The sequence below is a fragment of the Synechococcus sp. W55.2 genome (assembly GCF_047461635.1).
Taxonomy (GTDB): Bacteria; Cyanobacteriota; Cyanobacteriia; order Thermostichales; family Thermostichaceae; genus Thermostichus.
In genome coordinates this window covers 60,557-83,115 of record NZ_JANSHM010000001.1, presented here as the reverse complement: position 1 = coordinate 83,115, position 22,559 = coordinate 60,557, and the positions used below count along the sequence as shown (strand labels likewise).

19 protein-coding genes and 1 tRNA gene are annotated in these 22,559 nt (G+C 58.6%); 11 read left to right on the top strand and 9 right to left on the bottom strand.

The features are described 5' to 3' along the window. Positions 1–72: 72 nt before the first annotated feature. The 3 genes from NW828_RS00415 to NW828_RS00405 form a co-directional block, all read right to left on the bottom strand. A complete protein-coding gene (locus tag NW828_RS00415) occupies positions 73–1,605 on the bottom strand; it encodes a leucyl aminopeptidase (RefSeq protein WP_414356823.1) in 1,533 nt (510 codons plus the stop codon). An 81-nt stretch (positions 1,606–1,686) separates the two neighbouring features. Continuing rightward, a complete protein-coding gene (locus tag NW828_RS00410; RefSeq protein ID WP_011433416.1) occupies positions 1,687–3,012 on the bottom strand; it encodes an FIST N-terminal domain-containing protein in 1,326 nt (441 codons plus the stop codon). Between the two features lie 92 nt (positions 3,013–3,104). Beyond that, on the bottom strand, positions 3,105–4,787 hold the full coding sequence (locus NW828_RS00405; protein ID WP_414380842.1) for a LysM peptidoglycan-binding domain-containing protein: 1,683 nt from the start codon (positions 4,785–4,787) through the stop codon (positions 3,105–3,107). A gap of 340 nt (positions 4,788–5,127) precedes the next feature. On the opposite strand from NW828_RS00405, the gene cysS reads away from it, so the two are divergent. From cysS to NW828_RS00380, 5 genes are all read left to right on the top strand, one after another. Continuing rightward, positions 5,128–6,711: a cysteine--tRNA ligase gene (cysS, locus tag NW828_RS00400; RefSeq protein ID WP_414380841.1), complete on the top strand. Its 1,584-nt coding sequence runs from the start codon at positions 5,128–5,130 to the stop codon at positions 6,709–6,711. 152 nt (positions 6,712–6,863) lie between these two features. Continuing rightward, positions 6,864–9,527, top strand: a complete 2,664-nt coding sequence (locus NW828_RS00395) for a TIGR03960 family B12-binding radical SAM protein (protein WP_414380840.1) — start codon at positions 6,864–6,866, stop codon at positions 9,525–9,527. 766 nt (positions 9,528–10,293) lie between these two features. Then, on the top strand, positions 10,294–12,465 hold the full coding sequence (locus tag NW828_RS00390; RefSeq protein WP_414380839.1) for an Rne/Rng family ribonuclease: 2,172 nt from the start codon (positions 10,294–10,296) through the stop codon (positions 12,463–12,465). A gap of 35 nt (positions 12,466–12,500) precedes the next feature. After that, a complete protein-coding gene (locus tag NW828_RS00385; protein ID WP_414380838.1) occupies positions 12,501–13,142 on the top strand; it encodes a ribonuclease HII in 642 nt (213 codons plus the stop codon). 12 nt (positions 13,143–13,154) lie between these two features. Next, positions 13,155–13,228 (top strand) — tRNA-Arg (locus NW828_RS00380). Positions 13,229–13,245: 17 nt separating this feature from the next. Here NW828_RS00380 and msrP read toward each other — a convergent pair. The 6 genes from msrP to gvpA form a co-directional block, all read right to left on the bottom strand. Next, a complete protein-coding gene (gene msrP, locus NW828_RS00375) occupies positions 13,246–14,202 on the bottom strand; it encodes a protein-methionine-sulfoxide reductase catalytic subunit MsrP (protein WP_414380837.1) in 957 nt (318 codons plus the stop codon). A 324-nt stretch (positions 14,203–14,526) separates the two neighbouring features. Next, positions 14,527–14,946, bottom strand: a complete 420-nt coding sequence (locus NW828_RS00370; RefSeq protein WP_011433424.1) for an LptA/OstA family protein — start codon at positions 14,944–14,946, stop codon at positions 14,527–14,529. Between the two features lie 74 nt (positions 14,947–15,020). Beyond that, positions 15,021–15,356, bottom strand: coding sequence for a gas vesicle protein (locus NW828_RS00365; protein WP_011433425.1), 336 nt, complete (start codon positions 15,354–15,356; stop codon positions 15,021–15,023). A gap of 41 nt (positions 15,357–15,397) precedes the next feature. Further along, on the bottom strand, positions 15,398–16,282 hold the full coding sequence (gene gvpN, locus NW828_RS00360) for a gas vesicle protein GvpN (protein WP_414356144.1): 885 nt from the start codon (positions 16,280–16,282) through the stop codon (positions 15,398–15,400). Between the two features lie 79 nt (positions 16,283–16,361). Then, positions 16,362–17,378, bottom strand: a complete 1,017-nt coding sequence (gvpC, locus tag NW828_RS00355) for a gas vesicle protein GvpC (RefSeq protein WP_414380836.1) — start codon at positions 17,376–17,378, stop codon at positions 16,362–16,364. 289 nt (positions 17,379–17,667) lie between these two features. Then, positions 17,668–17,886, bottom strand: a complete 219-nt coding sequence (gene gvpA / locus NW828_RS00350; RefSeq protein WP_011429717.1) for a gas vesicle structural protein GvpA — start codon at positions 17,884–17,886, stop codon at positions 17,668–17,670. Positions 17,887–18,292: 406 nt separating this feature from the next. Here gvpA and NW828_RS00345 point away from each other — a divergent pair, with 406 nt between their 5' ends. From NW828_RS00345 to NW828_RS00320, 6 genes are all read left to right on the top strand, one after another. Then, the gene (locus NW828_RS00345) at positions 18,293–18,511 is read left to right on the top strand and encodes an Hfq-related RNA-binding protein (RefSeq protein ID WP_041437389.1); all 219 of its coding nucleotides are present in this window, start codon (positions 18,293–18,295) and stop codon (positions 18,509–18,511) included. Between the two features lie 323 nt (positions 18,512–18,834). Then, positions 18,835–19,518, top strand: a complete 684-nt coding sequence (locus NW828_RS00340; RefSeq protein WP_414380835.1) for a V4R domain-containing protein — start codon at positions 18,835–18,837, stop codon at positions 19,516–19,518. Beyond that, a complete protein-coding gene (locus tag NW828_RS00335; protein ID WP_414330906.1) occupies positions 19,515–19,766 on the top strand; it encodes a hypothetical protein in 252 nt (83 codons plus the stop codon). The genes NW828_RS00340 and NW828_RS00335 overlap by 4 nt, the downstream gene beginning before the upstream one ends. A 36-nt stretch (positions 19,767–19,802) precedes the next feature. Then, a complete protein-coding gene (locus NW828_RS00330; protein ID WP_041436599.1) occupies positions 19,803–20,261 on the top strand; it encodes a hypothetical protein in 459 nt (152 codons plus the stop codon). Positions 20,262–20,453: 192 nt separating this feature from the next. Further along, positions 20,454–21,779, top strand: coding sequence for an RNA-guided endonuclease InsQ/TnpB family protein (locus NW828_RS00325; protein WP_414380834.1), 1,326 nt, complete (start codon positions 20,454–20,456; stop codon positions 21,777–21,779). A gap of 54 nt (positions 21,780–21,833) precedes the next feature. Next, positions 21,834–22,520, top strand: a complete 687-nt coding sequence (locus NW828_RS00320) for a V4R domain-containing protein (protein ID WP_414380833.1) — start codon at positions 21,834–21,836, stop codon at positions 22,518–22,520. The last annotated feature ends 39 nt before the right edge of the window (positions 22,521–22,559 follow it).

Here is a 22,559-nt window from a genome sequence, read left to right as displayed (position 1 = left end):
CTCCAGCCAAGCAGCCCTTGGCTCCTCCCTCAGTAGATGCTTTTTCAAGGCCCAACGTCCAGAAAGGCGGGGTTATGAGCAAGCTGCTGCGGCTTGCCGCGCCAAGACCCACTCCACCAGGGTGCGCACCCCATAACCGGTGGCCCCTTTATTGTTGTAGCCTGCATCCTTCTCTGTCCAAACGGGGCCTGCTATATCCAGGTGGGCCCAAGGGGTTTTCTCCACAAACTGCTTCAGGAACAGGGCAGCGGTGATGGATCCCCCTGAGCGGGGACCAGTGTTTTTCATGTCGGCCACAATGGAGCTGAGACCCTCGAAGTAGCCTTCCTCCAGCGGCAGGCGCCAGATTTTTTCGCCGGAGAGATTGGCAGCCTGCTGTAGCTCCTGGGCCAGCGTCTCATCTGGGGTGAACAAGCCGGCAATTTCTTCCCCCAGAGCAATCACACAAGCACCGGTCAGGGTAGCCAGATCGAGGATGGCATCAACGCCCAGCTTTTCCGCAAACACCAGGGCATCTGCCAAGGTGAGGCGGCCTTCTGCATCGGTGTTGTTGACCTCAATGGTCTTCTGGTTAGAAGCGGTGAGGATATCCCCTGGGTGGATGGCATGGCCGCTGATCATGTTTTCCGTGGCAGCGACGATGAAGTGCAGCTCCACTTGCGGCTTGAGGGCGGCTAGGGCCCGTGCAGCTCCCAAAACTGCCGCTGCTCCCCCCATGTCGGTTTTCATCATGGCGATGCTGCGGGAGTCGGTTTTGATGTTCAGCCCACCGGAATCAAAGGTCAGCCCCTTGCCCACCAGGGCCAATTTGGTAACAGGATCCCCTTGTGGCGGCTTGTAGGTGAGGTGAATGAACTGGGGCGGCAGGTCAGAGGCTTTGGCCACACCCAAAAAAGCCCCCATCCCCAGAGCCTCGCATTCTTCCTGTCCCAAAATCTCCACCTCTAGACCATATTCCTGGGCCAGTTGGCGGGCGGTATCGGCCAGGGCAAGAGGAGTAACAATGTTGGCGGGGGCAGCCACCAATTCCCGAGCCAAGATGGTTCCTGCCGCCATCTCAATGGCCCGCTGCAGCGCGACTTCGTAATCGGGGCGAGCCTGGGCCAACCCCGGCACCAAGAGAGTTACTTCCTGCACAGAAAAGCTGTTTTCCTCTTCCCCTTTGGCTGAAGATTTAAACCGATTGTCCCGGTGCGCCACCAGTAGGCAGGCTTCGGCCACCGCCTGAACCCCACGCACCCGATCCAACCCCGTCTCCGGCAAAGACAGCATCACCTGCTTGGCTTTTAAGCTGTGAGCCTGGCGCAGGCCGTTGGCTGTGGCCCGTCGTAGGGCTTCTAGCGTTAGGGCCGCGGGATCCCCCAATCCCACCAACACCAGTTTGCGGATCTCTCCTGTCAGGCGCAGGGCAACACTGCTATTCGGCTTCCCCTGAAACCCCTGCTCCTGAACGGTTTCCGCCACCAGCCCTGACCACGCCTTTTCATCCCAAGAGGCGATCTCAGGGGGCAGAGGAAAGCGGCCATTCCCGCCGGAAGCGGCAAAGCAATAGACCAGGGCACATTCCCCTTGAGTGAGTGGCGGCTCGCTAAGATGAAGCTGCATGAGAAACCCTTGACCAAGCTGTTGACAGCAGATCCTCAGTTTATCTAATTTTGCCGGCTCTTAGGGCAAGGGATCCCCCCTCTAGTGGGCGGGCCGGAAGATCCCGAAGCAGGAAGTGTAGCCGTGTAAAAAGGTGGATCCCCCAACGGGGCCGATCTCACCATTGCAAAAGAACCCCCCCAAGGGCAGCTCTCCAAGCAATTCCCGAAACCGTTGCGAGTCAAAATCGGGAGTGCCGTACAGGCCCTTGCCTCGCCCCAAACAGGAGAACATCAACGCCCCACAAGGCTCCGGCCTCGGTTGAGAGGGGCTTTGCCTCAAGTTGCGCTCGGCACAATAGCGGCTGAGGGCCCAACGCAGATCTTCTGCCGAAGTCTGGGCATCCCGCAGATGAAATTGCACCGTCTGGCCAGGGCGCACCTGATCCCCGATGGCCAGCGCCCCCACGCGCGGATCAACGCCCAAGATTACGCGAATGAGGAAATCTCCCGGCGTCGGCTCCGACTTGAACTCATCCATCAGCAGGCCGATGAAGAGAGAGTGGCGGGCCAATCGCTGATCCACGGGACTGAGCCGCTCTGCCAAGTCCTGCAAAACCGCTAGAGGAGGGCGACCCTCCAAGCCAAGAATCACATTCCCCTCTGCTTCCGTCACCCGCAAGGGATCCCCAATGGGGCGACACCCCTGGGCCACCACTGCATCCAGCACCACATTGCCGTAGAGCGCTAGCCCCACTGTGCCCTCTCGATACAGCTCCCGCCGAGGTGTGAGGGTACGCGCATCCAGCAAAAACAGAGCATTGCCCCGAGGGCCGCGGCCCCCACTGGCCAATCCCCCCACTTTGACTGATCCCGGATAGGCGAAATCCAACCCCTGCAGCAACTCTGAGATGCCAGAGGAAAATCCATCGGCCAAGAGCAGAAAATGAGGCTTGCTCTGCGGCGAAACCCCAACACAATCGACCCAGGCAGAAGGAGCCGCATCCAAGTCTGGCAATTGGTTCCCCCGCAGATGAAAAGGATGCAGCACCACCTCCGGCATGACCGCCAAAGACAAGGAGAGAGCCGGGCCATCCTCAATTTCATGCCCGCCACCCACAATGCCACCCCCGGAGCAGCCGATCAAAACGTCCACCTCCAGCAGCCCCGACAGCAATGGCAACACCCGGATGTATTCGCTGGCAAAGGCCGCCGACACAAACAAAACCCCCAGGTTGGGCCGCAGAGGCTGAGAGGGAACATACCCTGTCAGCAGCCCCGGCAAGCTGCCGGATCCCACCGTCTGCACCTGCCGACTCAAGGCACTTTTCAGCTGGGCCGCCTGAAGCTTGGCCTTGGCTTCCTCCACCACCTGCCGCAGAGCCGCTTCTAGGGAAGGGAGCTGGGAGAGCGCGTTCACCCACTGCATCGGCGTGTTCCTACGGTCTGGAGTTTGCTGTCTTTAGGCTAGCAATTTATGGCCAGGCTGGCTGTTCTGTGTAGTCTCGCTTTGGGACAGGATCAGGGCAGATAGGGCCGGGGATCCACAGGCGCGCCCCCGCCGGGGCGGACTTCAAAGTGCAGATGCGGCCCTGTGCTCCAGCCAGTGCTGCCGCGGCTCATGATTGTCTGCCCCTGCTGCACGTACTGGCCTGTGGAAACGTAAATCTGATGGCCGTGGGCATAGCGAGTAACAATTCCGTTGGGATGGCGAATGTCCACTCGATTGCCGTAGCCATCCCCAGCATTCCCCGCGAAGATCACCACTCCCTCCTGAACGGCTACAATGGGGGATCCCACGGGGCCAGGAATATCTACCCCTGCATGAAGGCGACCGCGACGGTAGCCAAAGCCAGAGGTGATTTGCCCGGAGACCGGCCAGACAAACCCACTGCTGCGAACCTGGGGAGGGGCTGGAGGGGGCGCTGGCGGAGCCTGTCGGGCGGGAGCTGGGGTGGGCTGCGTACCCGGCGCCGGAATCGTAAGGCGTTGGCCAATGCGCAGCCAGTGGGGATTGCGCAAGTTGTTGGCTTGAATAATGGATCGCTGAGTTACCCCATAGCGGGCGGCGATCCGTTCGATGGTGTCACCGGCTCCAACTGTGTGGGTCAGGGATCCACCGGCCAAGAGGGCCTGCCGTTCTTGTTCCATTTGCTGGGCCCGGCGTTGCTGCTCCGCCTGTAATCGAGCTTGGGCTTCGGCTTGGCGTTGGGCTTCCTCCTCTTGCTGGCGGCGCTCTTCCTCTTCGCGAGCTTTCTGGGCAGCGATCATCTCCTTCTGACACTGGATCAACTCGCCCACATCGCCGGGGATGAGCAGGCGTTGGCCAATGCGCAGATATTCCGGGCGCTCCAGGGGAGTCGCTTCGATGATCCGCTGCTGGGGAACTCGGTAGCGGTTGGCAATGTCCTCCAGTGTGTCTCCCTGCTTGACGGTGTAGATCAATCCCGGCTGGCTGGGGATGAGGAGAACTTGCCCCGGCTTCAGCTCAGTACTGGCCTGAATACCATTGGAGACGGTGATGGCAGCCGCGTCGAGCTGATACATCTGGGTCAGTTGCCAGAGGGTTTCCCCCGGCTGAATTTCATGCTCCAGAATGCCTCTGGGCCCTTCTCCTGTCGGGATTCGCCCTTCTGCGAAGGCTTGGCGCAGCTGCTCCTTTTTCCGCTCGTAGTTTTGCTGCAGAGCGCCAGATAGCGTATGCACAGAGGGTGGGATCGGCTCTACCGCCGGAGACAGGGGGCGATTCAACTGTCGCTGCTGTAGGGTAGCGACTCCGGCCAAGCCCAGCATCAGCAAAAGACCAGTGGCCCAAGCCGGATATCCCCGACGCGCAGGAGCAGAATCCCCCGGCTCTGGATGGGCTGTCTCAGGCTCGGTTGGGCACCTGGGGGTGGCCGGCAGCTGCTCTTCCCCAGCTTCTGCGCAGGGATCCGCCTCCAGCTTCAGAAGCCATACCAGGCCCGTTAAGCTGAGAGAGAGGGCCAAACCAACCCATCTTGGCTTCGACCGCCCAGAGAGAGGGGCTGGAGCCCACTCCAGAAGATAGGCTTCCTCGGCAGATGAATCCGCAGAAGTCCAGGACTGTTCTGAAGGGATCCCTGCCGAGCCCTTTGGGGGTGGGGGGGAAAGGGTGCTCACGGCAGCACCGCGGAAATCCAGCTCCCCGTTTTGGGGATTGGGGAAAGTGGGTTTTAAAGGCATCCTCACACCAACAGGCTGACACTAGAGTGCAAGAGAAGAAGATGTCAAAATGAGGCGCATAAGCCCCTTGGCACCGAGCACCCCAGGGGTGACTCAAGCCGGGGTGGAGCTCGCTAATGAACAGGCTGGCTCGCACTCAGGTTAGAGTACCGTAGTTAACAAATCTAGACAAGTCTTGGCAGGTAATTTCAGCCACAATGCTTGCCTCACAATGGTTCCAGCCCTTGACCCGTTGAGATTTTGTCGAGCCTCATCCGATTCAAGACAAAGTGCGCCATCGTCTTTTTTTGGAAGACAAAGCCTGTTTTGCTGTAGCTGAAACTACAAACTAGGGATACCCATGGATTTGGTTGTCTATAACACATTGACTCGCCGCAAGGAAGTGTTTCAGCCGCTGGCAGCAGGTGGATCTCAATCCGTTTCCGTCGGCAATTCCCAGGGATCTGCAGCTCCAGTTGCGGAGGAGAAGCCCCTGGTGCGGATGTATGTCTGTGGTGTAACGGTTTACGACCTCTGCCACCTCGGCCATGCGCGTACCTACGTGGTTTGGGACATGGTGCGTCGCTACTTGGAGTGGCGCGGCTACCGAGTGAAGTATGTGCAGAATTTTACCGATGTGGACGACAAGATCCTCAAGCGGGCGTTGGAACGTGGCGAATCCATGCAAGCGGTGGCGGAGCGCTTCATCGCCGAATATTTCCAGGACATGGATCGCCTGAACATCAAGCGGGCCGATCTCTACCCGAGGGCAACGCAATCGCTGCAAGCCATGTTCCAGTTGATCCAATCTTTGGAGCTCAAAGGCTTTGCCTACCGGGTACGGGATCCGATTCGACACCAGACCGACCCGTCTTCCCTCCTGCAAGCGGGACACCAGCCAGAGACCCCCGCCTCTGTTCAGTACTCTGTTTACTACTCTGTCCGCAAGTTCCCGGATTACGGCCAGCTATCCGGTCGAAAACTGGAGGAGATGGAGGCGGGAGCCAGTGGCCGGGTAGGAGAAGAAGGAGCTGAGAAACAGGATCCCTTCGACTTTGCCCTTTGGAAAGCGGCCCCCCCTTCTGAGCCGGGGTTTGCCTCCCCTTGGGGTTGGGGGCGACCGGGCTGGCACATCGAATGTTCCGCCATGGTGCGGGAGACCCTGGGAGATCACATCGACATTCACGCCGGCGGGGCAGATTTGATTTTCCCCCACCACGAAAATGAGCTGGCCCAATCGGAGCCAATCACCGGCAAGCCGATGGCCAAGTACTGGATGCACAACGGTTTTCTCAACATCAACGGCGAGAAAATGTCCAAATCTTTGGGCAACTTCACCACCCTGCGACAGGCCCTCGCCGTCTATCACCCCATGGCCTTGCGGCTGTTTCTGTTGCAGACCCACTACCGTAGCCCCATAGATCTCACCGAGGCAGCCATGCAGGCGGCTAGCCGTGGCTGGGAAACCCTCCAGAAAGGGATCCACTGTGCCCAGCACTTCTGCAAAGAAGAAAAGGGATCCCCTGATGCTGAGGCCATGCAAGCCTTTCAAGCTGCTATGGACGATGATTTTGGCACCCCTGAAGCGCTGGCTATCGCCTTTGAATTGGCCAAAGAACTCACCCGAGAACACAACCTGTTCACCCATCAAGGCCAAACCCATCTGGAGCCCCAGGCCCTCAAACAAAAAAGCGCTGCCTTGCTGGAGATTTTGGCTACTTTGGGATTCTGTTGGCCCTCATTCTCTGAATTCGAGGGATCCAAAGAAGCAGCTACAAATGGGGAACTTAACTTTAAAAAAATCGAGGAGCTGATCGCGCAGCGCTCGGCAGCCCGCAAGGCCAAAAACTTTGCCGAAGCCGATCGCATTCGGGATCAGTTGAAAGCCTTCGGCATCACCCTCATCGATCAAAAAGATGGCACCACCCGTTGGCTGCGAGAATAGGGGTTGAGGAGCATTCCTCGGGCTCATTCAAAATGGATGTGGCTGTAACCTAGGGGCTCAGAGGGGCAAAGTGCTTCTCCCTTCGTTTGGGTTGCTGGAAAAGTTCGGCTAGAGTCAGATCAGTGACTGTGTCAACGTCTCGGCGGATCTCAATGCTTTCTCCAGCTACCGCGCAAACTGATCTGAGTCCCATCGATCTGGATCGCCTGCTCACCCCTGAGATTCAGCGGCCAGCCCGCTACTTGGGCAAAGAGTTTGGCGCCGTCCACCGTCCTTGGGATTCGGCACGGGTGCGTTGGGTGCTGAGCTATCCAGAGTTGTACGAGGTGGGAGCTTCCAACCTAGGCCACCTCATCCTTTACAACATCCTCAACGCCCAGCCGGATCAACTGTGTGACCGCACCTACTTGCCAGGCCCGGATCTGGCTGCCCGCCTGCGGCAGTTGGGGATCCCCCTCTTTGCCGTGGAATCCCGCCGTCCTCTGCGCGCTTTCCATATCATCGGCTTCAGCCTGGCCTACGAGCTGGGGGGCACCAACATTCTGGAGATGCTGGATCTGGCCGGGATCCCGCTCAGGTGGTCGGAACGGCAACCCTTCACCCCGGAAGAGTGCCCTCTGATCTTTGCCGGTGGGCCAACCGCCACTTCCAACCCGGAGCCCTTTGCCGACTTTTTCGATTTCTTCGTCTTCGGAGATGGGGAAGAGGTGCTGCCGGAAATTGGCCAAGTGCTGGCCGGATCCCTGTCCAAGCCCCGCCGAGAGGTCTTGCTGGAGCTGGCCCAGGTGCCGGGGGTGTACGTGCCCCAGTTTTACGAGGGGATCCCGCCTCGACCCATTGTGCCTGGGGTGCCGGAGCGCATCCGCCGTCGGGTGGCCCTGCCTCAACCCCAATACTCCGTCGGCCTGGTGCCTTTGGTGGAAACCGTCCACGACCGCCTGGTGATGGAAGTGCGGCGGGGCTGCACACGGGGCTGCCGATTTTGCCAGCCGGGAATGCTTACCCGCCCAGCGCGGGATGTGGATCCGGAAGCAGTGGTGGAGGCTGTGGTGCAGGGCTTGCGCAAGACCGGCTACAGCGAATTTTCCCTCTCCTCCCTTAGCTGCTCCGACTACCTCTCCCTGCCAGCGGTGGGGGCGGAGCTGCACAACCGTCTGCTCGGGGAGCACGTCGCCCTCTCCCTGCCCAGCCAGCGGGTGGATCGTTTTGATGAGCAAATTGCCGCCATCATGAAGGGATCCCGCCGCTCCGGCCTCACCTTTGCCCCCGAAGCTGGCACGCAACGGCTGCGGGACATCATCAACAAGGGCCTTACTGATGCCGACTTGATTCGCGGCATTCGCACCGCCGTCCAAGAGGGCTGGGACAAAATCAAGCTCTATTTCATGATTGGCCTGCCCGGCGAGACCGACGCCGATGTCCTGGGGATCGCCCGCACCGTCGAGAGGTTGCAGCGAGAATGCGCTGCGGTAGGCCGCAAGCGGGTGGAATTTACCCTCACCCTCTCCAACTTCACCCCCAAGCCCCACACCCCCTTCCAGTGGCACCGGGTGGACTACGCCGACGTGCAGCGGAAGCAGGCCCTGCTGCAGAAGGAGCTGCGGCGGCTGCGGGGCGTCAAAGCCCACTTCACCGACATCCGCTTCAGCATCCTGGAAGACTTTATTGGCAAAGGGGATCGCTCCCTGGGACAGATGATCGAGCGGGCCTGGCGGGCTGGGGCCGGCATGGACGCCTGGTGGGAAAACATCGACGCCGCCTACGCTGCCTGGGTGAGGGCCTACTGCGGCGAAGCCGTGGATCTCAGTGCCGACCCGGTCGCCCTCTGCGCCCGTCTCCCCATCCGCGAACTGGGCCTGGAGGATCCCTTGCCCTGGGATCACATCGATACCGGCATTGACAAGAAATGGCTGCAAAAAGACTACCGCCGCGCCCTGGAAGCCCTCACTGTGGAAGACTGCTCCTTCGAGGGCTGTTCCGCCTGCGGCATTTGCGGCCCCGGCTTCGGCCACAACATCGTCATCCCGCCCCCACCCGTCCCACCCCTGCAGAGCAAACCCACCCCCACCCCGGATCCCCTGGAGCCGGAGCCACCTGCCCAGCGTTTCCGCATCACCTACGGCAAAACCGGGGATCTGCGCTGGCTGGGCCACCTGGATCTCATGCGCCTGTGGGAACGGGCCTGTCGGCGAGCGGGGTTACCTCTGGCCTTCAGCGGCGGCTACCACCCCATGCCCCGCCTGGCCAACGCCAACGCTCTGCCCATTGGCCAGGAAGGCTATGGCGAAATCCTGGATCTGGAGCTGCTGGATCGGCCTGAAGGTCCTCTGACGCCTGAGAAACTGCGCGCCCTTCTGAGCGAACAGCTGCCCCCGGAGATCCCCATCCAAGCCGTCCAAGAAATTAGCCTTCGGGATCCCTCGGCCACCGCAGCCGTTTACGCCGCCGAATATCAGCTCACGGTGAGCTGCGAGTTGCCCAAAGCCGTTCACGGCAGCGGGACGGAGTCCTCTTGGCCTGCCTGGGTCACCCAGATCCTAGACGCGCAGGAAATCTGGATTGAAAAAACCTCCAAGTCTGGCAAGTCCTCTCCCTTCAATGCCCGCGCCCTGCTTTACTACCTAGAGTTTCAGGGCCTGACCCCCGAGGGCAGCGCTTGCCTCCTTTACCGGGGCAGTTGCCGCAACGACGGTGCCTACCTGCGGCCCACCCATCTGGTTCAAATGGCCGAGTCATTGGGGTTGCCCCACTGGACACTACAGACGGCAAAGCGGCTGCGCCTGTTGTGGGAGAACCCCCTAGCCGATCCAGATTGAGCACTTCCTCTGGGAGCAACCCAAGGGCTAAGGGTCTGTCTGGGCTGAGGGATCCCACAAGCGCTATAATGCTGCTATTGCTGGCTCCTGCCGCTGTGGGGCTCGCCAAGCATCAACTTGACCAAGGGCGGGGTGAGCAGCAGGCAAAAGCTGGGCCGGATTCTGGAATGGAGACACTCTTAACTCAGTACCCAGGGCAGGTAACAGGCGTGATGGGGTCGAGTCGATAGGTGCAACAGAAAAGTGTGCCTCTTCGACCTAGCCCAGATCTAACCAGAAAATTTTACCCTGAGAAGGTGCTTCTTTCCGCGCGCAAACCCTGTCTTGTTGTGGACTATCGCTACGCGACGCTTTCGCGAACAGGCTGGGCCGCACAACTGGGGTTCTGCAATGGGCCAGCGTTCGATCTCCCGAGGCGGAGCCGTCTTGCTCCCTGAGCCTATCGATTGAGCCCATCCATGAATCTCCATGCAAACCTCACCGAATCCATTCATCCCATCCGATGAGTTTTCCTTCCAATCAGCAGAAGCCCCCCGCTGTACCCACCAGAGCCAGCATTGGGTAGTTCACATGCACTTAAACTCACCTCACCCATTGGAGAGGAAACAAAGCCAAGCGTCAAAGCAGAGCTGAGGGTAATGGACAGCCCCATGACGACTCGATCCTGGTTAAAGAAACTTGAGCAGATCCCAGCAAAAGGACAACACCTCGCCAGAATGAGGGTTCAACCCGTAACCGCGTGCCCTTGGGGCGGGGAGGGAAGTTAATGCCCAGGCAGATTGTCATTGCCGAGCAACATCGAGTGGCAGCCGTCTTCGCCGAAGATCAAGTGCAGGAGCTGATCGTCGCCAGCGGCGCTCACCAAGTGGGAGACGTTTACGTCGGAATCATCGAGAACGTTCTGCCCAGCATCGATGCCGCTTTCGTCAACATCGGCCCTGCAGAGCGCAATGGGTTTATCCACGTCAGCGACCTGGGCCCGCTGCGCCTCAAGCGAAGTCATGCCTCGATTTCTGAGCTGGTCTTGCCGCAGCAAAAGGTGCTGGTACAGGTGATGAAAGAGCCTACCGGCAACAAAGGGCCAAGGCTTACCGGAGATTTGGCCTTTCCAGGGCGGTATTTGGTGTTGCGACCCTACGGAAAAGGCGTTCATCTGTCCCGCCGCATCGAGGATCGAGAAGAACGCAACCGTTTGAAGTCGCTGGCCATTTTGATTAAGCCCCCGCAGATGGGCCTGCTGGTGCGCACCGAAGCGGAAGGTGTGTCCGAAGAAGCGATGATCGACGACCTGGAGCAATTGAAGAAACTCTGGGAAGATATTCAACAGCAGTATCAGGCAGCACGGGGGCCGGGGCTACTCAACCGGGATGACGACTTTATTCAGCGGGTGCTGCGGGATGTTTACTCCGACGATGTGAACCGTATTGTGACCGACTCTGCGGCAGGAGCGAAGCGAGTCCGTAGCTATCTGCAGGGCTGGAACAAGGGCCAAATGCCCCCTGGTGTCGTTGTCGATGCCCACCGCGAGCCCACCCCCATTCTGGAGTATTTTCGGGTCAACGCGGTTATTCGGCAGGCGCTGCGGCCACGGGTGGATCTGCCCTCTGGTGGCTACATCATCATCGAGCCCACCGAGGCCCTGACGGTAATTGATGTTAACTCGGGCTCCTTCACCCAATCGGCCACTTCTCGGGAGACAGTGCTGTGGACAAACTGTGAGGCGGCTACCGAGATTGCCCGCCAATTGAGGCTGCGCAACATTGCCGGTGTGATTGTGGTGGACTTCATCGATATGGATTCCCGCCGCGACCAGTTGCTGGTTTTGGAGCATTTTAACAAGGCCCTCTCCAGCGACAAAGCTCGCCCACAGGTGGTCCAACTGTCGGAATTGGGGCTGGTGGAGCTCACCCGCAAACGGCAGGGGCAAAGCCTTTACGAGATCTTCGGCTGTTCTTGCCCCACCTGTGAGGGGCTGGGGATCCTAGCCCGCTTGCCCGGGGCCGAGCCAGGGCATCTGTTAACAATAGAAAGCGGCCTGACGGTAACGCTACCCACCGAGGCGGAAGGAGGGGATGAGGAAGAGGCCGGCCCGATCCTGCCCCGCGATGGCAACCCCCAACGGGCACGCCTGCGAGTGGGGAGCGATGGGCTGTCTCGAGGCGATAGCCGTGCGCTGCTGCGGCGGTCGCGCTCTGCCCCCGGACAACGACGCCCCAGCCCGGATCCCTTTACGACTTCAGACGATCTGGAGGAAGAGCCACGGGTTGAAACGGGACGCAAGCGTCCCCGTGAAGACTGGGGGGATCCCCGCACTGGCCAGCGCCTCGTTGCCCGGAGCCTGGATACTCCTGTAGAAGAGGAAGCCCCAGAGCCGATGCAACTGCCAGGGGGCGGAGCAGACCTAAAGCGTCAAGAACCCCGCCGTTCTGGCCCTGGGGAAGAGGCAGAATCCGCCTCACGCAAAGATCACACTTCCCCAGCCCGCACCGTTCGCGCCAGCGGGACGGAGTCCTCAGAAGGCCGTCCGGCTCCGGTACGGCAAACCGTCACCGTGGAGATGACCCCGTTACAACAACGGGTCTACTCGGAGCTGGGGCTGTCGCCGCTGTTGCTCCTTGACCAGCCGCCGCCTTGGGGCCGAGACACGGCGGTTAGGGTGGTTCTGCCGGGAACTCTAGAGGCGGAAAGTCCGCCCAGGATGGAGACTGAGGCAACTTCTCAGGCGGAGGAGTTGGCGCCCGAACCGGATGCCTTGCAGGAGAAGGAGCCGCTGGATACCGTTTCTCCACCCGAACCCTCGGAACCCGAAATCTCCTCTGCTGAATCGTTCCCGTCAGCAGTGCAGAGCAGCTTGGCCGAGCCAGCCGCGGAACTGGGGATCAGCCCTGCCCAGCAATCTCCAGCAGCCTCCAGGCGACGGCGCTCCCGCAGCAGTTAGGCGCTGCTCTCAAGCCCAGGGGCAGGCATGGGAGTATGGTGGAGCGGGCAAGGCCGAGTTTGATCTGGGAGGGATCCCTTTGGCAGCAGGGGATCCTGCGGGTGGCGGGGGTGGATGAGGTGGGGCGGGGAGCCCTGGCTGGGCCAGTGGTGGCGGCGGCGGTAATTTTGCCGGCCCAGATGGATCCCAAAGAACTGGAGGGAGTGAGGGATTCCAAACAACTGCGTCCGCAGCAACGCGCTCAATGGGCGGAACGGATTCGGCAGGTGGCTTTGGCTGTGGGCGTTGGCAGTGCCTCTGCTGCTGAGATCGACCGGCTCAACATTCGCCAGGCCACGGTGCTAGCCATGCAGCGGGCTTTGGCCAAGTTGGATCGAATCGAACACATTTTGCTGGATGGATTGCCGCTGGCCGAGCTGGGATCCCGGCAAACGGCGCTGGTCAAGGGGGATCAAATCAGCCTCTCCATTGCCGCCGCTTCAGTTGTGGCCAAAGTCTGGCGAGATGCCTTGATGCAGAGCTGGGATCGGCAGTACCCCGGCTACGGCTGGCGCACCAACGTTGGCTATGGCACGCGGGAGCACCGACTGGCGTTGCAGAACTTGGGGCCCACCCCGCAGCACCGCCGCAGCTTTGCCCCCTTGGCAGAACTGAAAGTCAGCAGATATGATGGTTAACGCAGTTGCATTGCCCACGTAGCTCAGTGGACTAGAGCACTGGGTTCCGGTCCCAGGTGTCGGAGGTTCGAATCCTTTCGTGGGCGTCTTCAGGCATATAAGTTCAGCCATATAAGTGGGCAACATACTCTCCGTACCCGTTGTAGGGCAACGTGGGAACGATTTGCCACTGGGAACGGGATCCGAAACCGATCAAGACTTCCTGCTCCTGTGACCAGCGGGGGTGGGGCACCCTAGGATCCACATTGGCCTCAAATCCATACTCCTCAGGGGCGAGGGTATTCCAAAACGTGGAGGGTTGACGGGCCAAAAACTCGATTTTGACGATGGATTTTCCCCCCTTAAAGCCATACTTCCAGGGAACTACCATGCGAATTGGCGCTCCGTGCTGTTTGGGCAACGGCTTGCCATAAACGCCGAGGGCAAAAAAGGCCAACTCGTTGGCCATTTCCTCGATCCGCAACCCTTCCGTGTAGGGCCAAGGCAAGTTGGGGGGCCAGATTGGGCCAGGCATAATTTCCGGATCGTAAAAGGAAGTGAAGCGGACAAATCGAGCCGTCGGCAAAGGATCCGCCCGTTCCAGCAACAGCCGCATCGGAAAGCCCAACCACGGCACCACCATCGCCCAGGCTTCCACACAGCGAAAGCGATAGATGCGCTCTTCGAGGGGGAAGTTAAACAGATCTTCCAGGCCCAACCGCTGAGGATGCCGCACCAGCCCGGTAATCTCGACAGTCCAGGGATCCGTGGGCAAAGCCTGTGCAGCCCGCCAGACGCGCTTTCCGGAGCCAAACTCGTAAAAGTTGTTGTAACGAGCAGCTACAATCTCCTCGGTGACGGGCCTGCCCACATCCGAAAAGTGGGGGTTGAGTGGGATCCCCGTCAGCTCTCGTTCTACCGAGGGAGCGGATCCCCTGCTGCCAAACCCAAAAATAGAAAAACTGGCTCCCACCCCAACGGATCCCAGTTGCGCTAGAAATTGCCGCCGGCTGAAAAACATCTCTTCTGGAGTGACCTGTGCCTCTCGTTGCCAGGGGTGAGGAACTCGGATCCCGAACATCCATCAGCCATCCTTTGATTCAGAGTCAGGGAAAAAGTCTGCCGCCCGAACTACTACATCCTAAATGAATTACTACATCCTAAACGGATCTAAGCCGACATTCCCCGAGCTCGTTTCCAGCGCTGCCCCATGTGTAGTCATTTCAAATGTAGTCATTTCAAACAGCAATGAAACGATTTGTTATGTCTGTCCCTGGCTCCCCTCTCCTTTTGAGAGAGGGGTTGGGGGTGAGGGAAACCCTGCAGGCTGGGATGATCGGTGACGAAATCACGGTATAGCCGTGTTGGCTGAGTCCGTGCTGCTGGAAAAAAGTGTGGGGATCAGCTAAGGACTTGAGCTGGGCTCCGGCAAAACGTAGATGGACTCCACTTGCCGCCCTGCCGATGGCACTGCCTGGATGGTGCCCTTGTCGATGTGGTAAATGACTTTCTCCGCTTGCAACTGATTCTCCCCTTGGTTGATGATGACCTGGCCCTCCAGCTCAATGCGTTGCTCCTGGCTGTAATACACAGCTCTTTGGGCGCGGGCCGTAAGCCGCTCGGCAGGAAAACTGAGGGTGACATTGCCAATGGCCGTAAAAACCCCTGTGTTGGCGTTGGCCTCCTGAACATCAGCGCTGATGCTGATGGCACGGGGATTCTGACCCCAAGCCGGGATTCCAAGGGCCAGCACCACACCCACAGCCCAGCCCAGCGTCCCTAGCCGCTGCCAACCCTTCCGGTCAAACGCCATCTCCAAAGCCATGCCCCATCACCCCGTCAAACCACCACAGCAGCCAGTCTAGCCCGTCAATCCAGGTCACAATGGCGGGGGGCAGCCTATGGGTCCGTTCCCTTTCCCCCCTGGGGCAGAGCTTGGGCAAGCTGTCTTTCCAATTCGGCAACGCGCTGCATGAGCTGTCGGTTGGCTTCCAGCAGCTCCCGCGCCTGGCTGTTGAGATAGGGATCCGATTCCCACCAATTGATGCCGATCTCCTTGGCCTTATCCACCGAAGAAATCAGCAGGCGAATGCGCACATTCAGCAACTCCACATTGCCCACCGAAACGGTGATGTCTCCGGCGATCACAATGCCCTTATCCAGTACCCGCTCCAGCACATCGGCCAGCGAGGAGCCATGAGTAGCCGTGGTCAAGGGTTGAGAGCTAATCGGCACAGGGTTAATCGACCTCCAAAGCGTACCAACAGGCAAAAGACTCAGCCAGGCAGTTGGTCTAGCAGATAATTCAGCAGCTGGGATCCCTCTTCATAGCGCTTGCCGGCTCGCGGCAACAGCACATCCGCACACAAAGCGCGAAAATCGGCATTCTCTTTGCTAACTGCCAGCTCATGTTCCTTGACAATGCGCCCGATCATCAAACAACTGCGCAGGCTGGGGTGGCGCGTCAGATCCAACTTGCGGCGAAAAGCCCGCACAATGTGGACGATCTTGAGGGCGTCGGGGCCGGATAAGCCTATTCGCGAGGTGAGAATCTCCTTTTCGGTCTCGATGTCCGGCTCCCCCATATCGATGGTGATCATCCGATCCAGCAGCGCATCTTGGGCCTTGTGAACCCCGGTATATTCCTCCGGGTTAGAGGTAAAAATGGCCCGGAACTGGGGATGCACCCGCAGATATTCCGAGCGGTTGCTGTCCGGCGGCAACACCAGCAGCCTCTCCTCCAAGGCACTCAGGAGAGCATTGTTGGCCTCAGGGCGGGAGCGATTGAACTCGTCGTAGATGAGGGTAAACCCCTCTCGGCAAGCCAAGGTGAGGCGGGCATCCACCCAGCGCTGCTGCACATCCTCCTCCGTCTTCACCACCGAGTGAATGAAGTTGTCCACCACCCGCCGATGGGTAAAACCGGTGCGCCCCCCGATGAGGTCGGAAGAATCGAAGCGGTCATCCCCATAGATCAGCATGATGGGGCGGCCCAGCAGGCTGGCCAGATGCATCGCCAAAGTGGTTTTGCCTGTACCCGAAGGCCCCCGCAAATGCACCGCAAAGCCCGATTGCAAATAGCGCAAAGCGCGGCGGGTAATCCGCTCAATGTAGGGGGTGTTCACGAACTGGCGGGGACGCGCCTGCAGAACCGTGGCCATGGAGATACTCAACCTCTTTGCTGCCCTAGACTCCTTTGCCTTGACTATAGCCCGGATGTTCTTCCTGCGCTCGGCACAACTAAACTGCGACCGTCCCCGACACCATGCGCCGCAACGTGACCAAGATTTCCGAGGGATCCACCCCCAGATCCACCGCGCCGCGGGCCAACAAATCCCGCACCCGTTCCCGATCCCCAATTACCTGCAGCAGGGTCAAGTTGGGATCCTGCGCTTGTAGATCACTCACATACTTGTTGACATAGTCAAGGATGGGATCCACCTGTTTCTCAACGGTAGGCGGAACTTCAGGGGGTTCGAGCGTTGTCAAACCCCCTGGGGGTTGGGAAACAGAGACCGGGGCGGACGGCTCCACCGGGGTTTGACCTTCGGCTACAGGCGTTGAGTCGGAAGCAGTCTCACCGGCAGTCGCAACGGCACTGTTAGAGCTTGCACTGGAAGTGGAGACTTCAGGTTCTGGGATGAGGTCAGGGATCCCATTGCCCCACACCTGCTTATGCAACTCCGCCCGGAAAGTGGCCAGGGATCCCCGCAGGGCCTGGGCCTGGGCTTGCTGTTCCTGAGCCATCTGAGCCAGCTCCTGTCGAGCCATTTGCCGGAGAGCCTGTACCCACTGCCGCAAATCGGCGCAAAAAGACTGCCGCGCTTGCTGAGTTTCGCCGGCCATCGCCTGCCGAGCCTGCGTATAGGTGCTCAGCAAATGCTCCACAGCCGCAGTCAAGTTAGCCCGGAAAGCCTGCAATTGCTGCCGGCTGACTTCCGATTGAGCAGCTCGTTCCTGCTCCAGGCGAGCCAGACTCTCTGCCACCGACTTGGCCCGCTGAGCCGCCGCTTCCGAACGGGAGCATTCGTCCAGGGATCGCCTCACAGCCCGCTCCTGCCTCAGTTTCTGCAATTGGCTGCGGGTTTGCTCCGTCTGGTGCCGTATTGCTTCTTGTCGTTGCTGGCGGCGCTGCCCCAGCTCAACCATCAGGGCTTGGTGCTGCTCTAGGCGCTGCTGCCGGGATCGGCTTAACAAACTTCGGTTTTGAGTCACCCGCCGGCTGCGAGCTATGGCCCATTGTTCCTGCAAACTCATGATCTCCAATCCCTCACGTCGTTTTCAATGCTTGGGTGGATACAGCTTCTCTGCCTGTTCCCAACTCGATGGCACTGCCAACCTGTAGCTCAGTGCGGCTGCAAGACTCAATCCTCGAACAAAACCCGCAGAAGCAAGGCAGAGACCGGCGGTGGATCCCTGCCTCGCTTTCCGACAGCTGGCTTCCTACCCCTCCGCCCAGAGAGCATAACTCATCCAACCATTGCGATGCTCAAGGCGAGAGGGTTGTGGGCACTTTCCTTGGTTGAGTGATTTTGGTTAGGCAGATTTAGACGGCAGGAGCAGCAGCAGTAGCCGTCAGACCCACAGCCTCAGCGTACTTCAGGTAGGTTTCCACAGAAGCCACAACGACGCGGGCTTCAATGGCCAACAGCTCGATCCCAACCAAAGAAACCCGCACCCAGGCATCGACCACGATACCTTTATCCAAGATGCGATCGATCACTTCGGCCAAGCTGGACGAGGAGTTCACTTTCTCTACTGCCATAACGATCTCTCCTGCACTGATACTGCTGATACTGATGAGGGTTGAAAAGGACAGACAACTCGGCGGCAAAATGGCATGTAGAAGGGATCCCAGCTGAGGATTCACCTTCCCTAGGGCGACAGCCGCACCCTCTATCACCCTAGCCCTATTGTGCTGGCTTTTTTCGGGGAGAACACCCGTAGATTCGCTTAAAAAAGACGGCGAACTCGAAAGGTTTACCGCTTTTCTAAGCGCCATCCCCCCTACATAGTACTCGCCAGCAGAAAAAATGGGCAAAGATGAGGGCGAGTTTTGAGCCCAAGTTGTGGAAGTGTGGTGGAGGGGCAGTGGGAAGCGGCAGGGATCCCCTATACTGGGGGCAGTGGGCTTGCTGACATACCGTTTCTCGCTGGCTGATAGGGCTGTCGTGACCGATTTCAACACCGGGATCCCGAGCGTGCGTCGCCTGCAGAAGGTCATCAAGGATCGGGAAACCCTCGAGGTCAAACTCAATACCGGAGATGTCTTCGTCGGCCAGTTGCGCTGGCAGGATCCCGATTGCCTCTGTTTAGCCGATGCCGAGGGGCGGGAGTCGCTGCTGTGGCGGTCTGCCATTGCTTTCATCAAGGTCAGGCCTCAGTCTTAAGTACTGCTCCGGATCCCTGTACAGCTCTTCTTCCCAATTTTTGAATAAATCTTTACAACAACTCAGGGCTTTTCTGTCTCCCTCTGAGGGCAGTTTTCTCCAGTTGACCCACTCCTGCTGGGTTTTTGGAGCGGTTGACTACCCTGCCGTCGCCCTGAGTCTATCCCAAAGCCGTCCCCCATTGCTCCGCAACGCTGTTGCAACTGCGTCAGCGGGCCGTAGGCCTTGAGGACGAGGCTTTAGACCCAGTTTTTTGGTAAAAATGCCAATTAAGAAGGGTATGATAAGGAGTGTTAAAAAATCTGATCTCTCCTCACCCAACCATGACGACCTCCCCCATTGAGATACCGCTTCAGCCCGCCGCCCAACGGCATAACCACTACAGCCGCGAAGACTTTTTCCGCTTTAATCTCTCCCAGGGATCCCTTGTGGACTGGACGGGTGCCCGCAATGTCTTGGTGAGCGAAGACTTTATTCTGGGCTTGCAGCAGGGCCTGGAAGAAGAAGTGGGAGATGCCTCAGCTTCTCTGATGTACACCATCGGTCAAGAGTGGGGACGCAACGATGCTGTCCATTTTTCCCGCTGGTTTGAGGAGGAATATCGGCGCCACCCCAAGCAGAGTAATCTCATGTTTCTCTTGGAAACCTGGTGGTGGCCTCTGACCTCCCAAGGATGGGGGCGCTGGGAGGTAGAAACCGAGAGTCGGCGGCAAGGGTTTATTTTCATCAACCTCTTTGACTCCGCCGTGGCCCGCACCCTGGGGGATGTGGGCAAACCTGTCTGTCATCTTTACGCCGGATTGTTTGCCGGCTTTTTTAGCACCATGGTGGAACGGCAACTGAACTGCATCGAGATCCAGTGCTACTCCATGGGAGAAAGCTACTGCAAGTTTTTGCTCGGCAGCAAAGATCGCATCGATGCGGCTGCCTTCTGGCTAAACGAAGGGGCCAGTGCCAGCGAAATTGCCCAAAAATTGCGTTCAGGCCAGGGAGTAGCTAAGGCATGACCTGGAAGATTACTTTAGAGGATTCGGTGCAGAGCTTTTTTGCCCGTCTAAATTGGGATAACCGCCCCCTACAGATGCGCTCTCTGCCAATGCCTTTTCTGCAAGTGCGGGAGCATTTTGGTTCCATCCCCTGGGCGGGGGATCCCCTGAGTTTGGCCGCGCATTCTCTGGGATCCCTGTCGGCAGCACCAGAACCCGAGCCGGCAGAAGAACAGATCACCTTGGCAGATCTGTTCAGCTTGTTTTGAGTCTCCTAGCACCCACTGACATCCGGAAGAAGCGAGATGGTAAGCCCCTTGGAGCAGATGCTGATCGAGTCGGAAGCCCGCTACCTCAAGCCAGAGGAGCTGGAGCATCTGAAGGCCTATGTTCTCGGCTGGCCAAAACGACAACATGTGTACCGAGTTTTGCGGGAACGGGAGAGCCAGGTGGTGAGCAAAACCCTAGATGCCCTGCAAAAGGAGATGCCCGACCTTTCTCCCCAAGTGTTGGATCTGTGCCGGCGACACCTGCTGTTGCTGCTGCGTCACAGCGCTATGGCCATGTTGCTGCAGGACGAAAACCTCCTGAAGGAGCGGCTGCTCGAGTGGATGGAAGAAGAGGTGCGCCTGTACGGGCTGCAGAGGGTTTATGAGGTTGCCTATCGGATTTTCCAGCAGGAGCTGAGAGACCATCTGGCCCCTGGAGAGTTGGAGTTTATCCGCCCCTTAATCACCCAGGTACAGGTGGCCTTGCTGTTTTAGTGCTGTTTCAGATTGAGTTTTTGCTTTTGCTTATATCGCCAAAGCGCTCTATCTCAGCTAGCCCGAAACTTAGGTGTCGTTGCAGTTAACAAAACGCGCGGAATTCCCCACCCTCTGTAGGGTGGGGATGGATAGCGCCACTGGATTTGTGGAGCACTCAGAACTAGGACAGGTGGGGGTAGGATAACGCATATGGCAACCAGAAGGCAGACCTTTCGACTGTATCCCAGCAAAGCTCAGGAAAAGGCTTTGTTCGAGGCCCGTCGTCTGCACTGCTACCTCTACAACGCCTGTGTCAGCCATCGGGAAACCGAGTACAAGCTCCACCGCCGAACGGTGACCTACCTGGAACAGCAGAACCTACTCCCCGAATTCAAGCAGGTGTGGGTGGAGTTTGCCCAACTGAACTCCCAAGCCCTGCAAGCCACCGTCAAGCGGGTGGATTATGCTTACCAACGGTTCTTTCGAGGACTGAGTAGGAAGCCGAGGTTCAAGTCCATTCGCCGGTATTCGGGCTGGACGTATCCTGCCCGGTCGGGGTGGAAGGTCAACAGCACGGGAAAGCATGGCACAGTAACGCTCAATGACTTGGGCATTACCCTGAAAATGCGCGGTCAAGCCAAGCATTGGGGCGTGCCAACAACGCTGACTATCGTCTACAAGCCGTCCCGGCGGCAGTGGTTCGCTTCGTTTACGGTTGCGGTTGCCATACCAGAGCCTAAGTTTGGGTCGCAGTCGGATTTGCGATATGAGTCCATCGTTGCCTATGACCTGGGTACAGAGACCGCCCTGACGTTGTTTGACGGGGCGGAGTTTCGGGAGATTACTAATCCCCGTTTTACTCAGAACCTCGAGGCGAGAATTCGCAAGGTCGCCAGACTGAAGCGGAGAAAGCGTGCTCCGAAGAAGGGTGTCAAGGCTTCCAGAAGGTGGAAGAAAATCCACCGGCGGGAAGCGCAACTGCAAGCAAAGGTTGCTCGTCAGCGCAAAGACTGGCAACACAAAGTTACGTCAGAGATAGCTTGTCGTTATGACGTCGGCGTAACGGAGAAGCTGCATGTCAAAGGGATGACCCGCAAGGGTGGGAAGCGCAAGGCAGGGCTAAACAAGTCTATTCTGTCGGTGGGGTTCGGTACATTGAACCAGATGATTACCTACAAAATCGAGCAGAAAGGTGGTTTAGTTCTCATGTTTCCTACGCAAACCCTCAAGCCCTCGCAACGCTGTCCCAAGTGCGGGGCAGTTCACAAGGAGTGGGCGGACTTGAGCAACCGCTATCATGTCTGCTCGGCTTGTGGGTTTGAGGTACCGAGGGATCGGGGTTCGGTGATGGTGATGTACAACGTTGCCACTAATCGGCAACCGGGGTTGGGAACCAGCCTCGTGAGTCTTGGATGTCTCAGCACTACTTCAAAGTCCTGCGGGGCTATGAAGCAACTGGGGCAGAGGAAGAGACTAAAATCCTGCCGTCAAGGGGATGGGGCATCAGAAACCCCATCCGCCTATGCGGTGGGGTAGTTCATAGCCCAATAACGACTTTCCTGATCGGATTTGATAACCAGGGGATCCCTTATGACCGGCACTAGCTCTATCTCCAATGGCTCAGTCACCTTTGATCCCTATACACCTGTTTTGGCCAACTACTATGCACCCAGCGCCTATCTGCGAAGCGATTTGGAATCGGGCTTGCTGGAAAGTCGCCACGGTGAGCGTCTCTTGGCTCTTCCAGAGGCATTGCTGCGGGGCATCTACACGGGCCTGGAATACGAGACCGGCCAGGCTGCTCGTTTGGTGTTGCGCAACTGTGGTCGGATGTGGGGCAAGGAGTTTTTCCGCCGTTTTGCCCAAGAACTCTCCGACTACTACCAGAAGCCTTTGGCCGAGCTAGAGATGGGCACCTTTCTGCAAAGTCTGAGACAAGCCTGGAAAGCTCATGGCTGGGGATTGATCGAGATCGACTGGACTTACAAAGATCAGGGAGTCCTGGTGGTGTCGATTCGCAATTCCCCCTTCGCTGCCGTCACGCCTCCCCATTTCAAGCGGCCGATGGGCTTTCTGGAGGCAGGGCTGTTGGCCACCTGGTTTAGCCAGCTAACCGGCCAGGATTTGCTCTGCGTGCAAACCGCCAGCGAGGCTTTGGGAGCGAAGAGCAATTTGTTTGTCGTAACCGCTGCTGCCCGCCTCAAAGAGGGAGAAGCCTGGGTGGACTCCGGCCTCAGCCACGAGCAGATCCTGGAAAAGCTCCTGCAACCCAGATAGGTGACAGGAGCCGGTTTCCTCCAGAGGGATGGGATCCCA